General features: G+C 68.4%; 3 protein-coding genes. 2 read left to right on the top strand and 1 reads right to left on the bottom strand.

The window, feature by feature from the left end; all coding sequences use genetic code 11:
- A partial coding sequence (gcvT, locus tag WBA11_RS01920) for a glycine cleavage system aminomethyltransferase GcvT (protein WP_424519040.1) occupies positions 1 to 768 on the bottom strand: 768 nt, incomplete at its 3' end.
- A gap of 135 nt (positions 769 to 903) precedes the next feature.
- Here gcvT and WBA11_RS01915 point away from each other — a divergent pair.
- Together WBA11_RS01915 and WBA11_RS01910 are read left to right on the top strand one after the other, a co-directional pair.
- The gene (locus WBA11_RS01915) at positions 904 to 1,062 is read left to right on the top strand and encodes a DUF1328 domain-containing protein (protein WP_424519039.1); all 159 of its coding nucleotides are present in this window, start codon (positions 904 to 906) and stop codon (positions 1,060 to 1,062) included.
- 58 nt (positions 1,063 to 1,120) lie between these two features.
- Positions 1,121 to 1,538, top strand: a 418-nt coding sequence (locus WBA11_RS01910) for an alcohol dehydrogenase catalytic domain-containing protein (RefSeq protein ID WP_424519038.1), incomplete at its 3' end; no start/stop codon positions are given.

The raw sequence follows: 1,538 nt of genomic DNA, 5'->3' as shown, positions 1-1,538 counted from the left end.
GGGCGTCGTGTCGTCGTCGAGCTCGTGGCCGTACAAGCAGTACCCGGCCTCCAGGCGCAGCGTGTCGCGGGCGCCGAGTCCGGCCGGGACGGCCCCGGCCTCGATGAGCGCGTCCCACGCCCGGCCGGCGGCGTCGGGGCTGAGGTAGAGCTCGACGCCCGACTCGCCGGTGTAGCCCGTGTGCGAGACGATGGCCCGCTCGGCGCCGAACAAAGCGCCGGGCTCGAGCACCTGAAAGTGGTAGTACCGAATCGCGTTCGCGTCGATGCCGGTCGCGTCCTCGAGGACGGCGAAAGCCTTCGGGCCTTGGAGCGCCAAGAGCGCCCAGTCGTCGGACTCGTTGGTCAGCTCGGTCTCCAGGCCGGTGTCGTCGGCGACGGCAGAAACGTGCGCCCAGTCCTTCTCGATGTTGGACGCGTTGACGACGAGGAGCACGTCGTCCTGTGCGATGCGGTAGACCAGCAGGTCGTCGACGGCGGTGCCGGAGTCGTGGCACAAGACGGCGTAGAGCGCCTTCCCGTCCTCGAGCTTGGTGACGTCGTTGGTGACCAGCCGTTGGGCCAAGTCGAGCGCCTGGGGGCCGCGGATCCTGAACTCGCCCATGTGGCTCACGTCGAACAGCCCGGCCGACTCGCGGACGGCGGTGTGCTCGGCGACGATCCCGTCGTATTGGATCGGCATGTCGAAGCCGCCGAACGGGGCCATCTTGGCGCCGAGTGCGAGGTGGCGGTCGTGGAGCGGGGTCGTGTGGAGCGGGTCGGTAGCCATGCGAATGGGAGAGAGAACCGAAGGTACGGGCGTTGTCCGCGCGACCTCGCAGGGCCGCTAGTGGCCCCCCGTTGGAAGCAACCTTTCGGTCGCCCTGGCGTCGGAGGAATCCTTTCCACTCGACCTCTCTGACCGATGGGCTCTTCCCTGTTAAACATCTTCGTCATCCTCGCCGTCGTGGCGCTCGTCGCGTCGCTCCTCGGGTTCCGCGGCGTCGCGGGGTTGTCGGCCGGTTTCGCAAAGATCGCGCTGGTGGCGGCCGTCATCCTGTTTGTGCTGGCGTTCGTCTTCTAACTGCGCCCGCCGTTTCTTAGGGGCGCCTCGAACACATAGGTTCGGGGCGCCTTTTTCTATGCGCGCGCTCCTTCTTCCCGGACTCAACGGACCCGCCTCCGTCCTCGAGGTCGACGACTCCGACTTGCCCGACGGCGACGTCGACCTCGAGGTCGCGTACTCGAGTCTCAATTACAAGGACGGGCTAGCCGTGACCGGGCAAGGCAAGATCGTTCGGGGCGAGTTCCCATTCGTACCGGGGATCGACCTGGCCGGGACCGTAACGTCCTCGAGGGACCAGAGGTGGGCACCGGGCGACCGCGTCGTGTTGACGGGCTGGGGGACCGGCGAGAACCGCTGGGGCGGCTACGCCGAGCAGGCCCGTGCCAGCGCCGATCACCTGGTCCGGCTTCCCACCGGGCTCGGCCTCGAGGACGCGATGTGGCTCGGGACGGCCGGGCTGACGGCGGCGCTCAGCGTGCTCGCCCTCGAGGACC

This window comes from Rubrivirga sp., from assembly GCF_049648075.1.
Lineage (GTDB): Bacteria > Bacteroidota > Rhodothermia > Rhodothermales > Rubricoccaceae > Rubrivirga.
Note: the sequence above shows the minus strand (reverse complement) of the source record. Positions and strands in the feature narration are given on the sequence as shown.

Bases quoted from the DNA above. Each gene is read 5' to 3' on its own strand.
- WBA11_RS01915 (WP_424519039.1), top strand. From the start codon at position 904: ATGGGCTCTTCCCTGTTAAACATCTTCGTCATCCTCGCCGTCGTGGCG.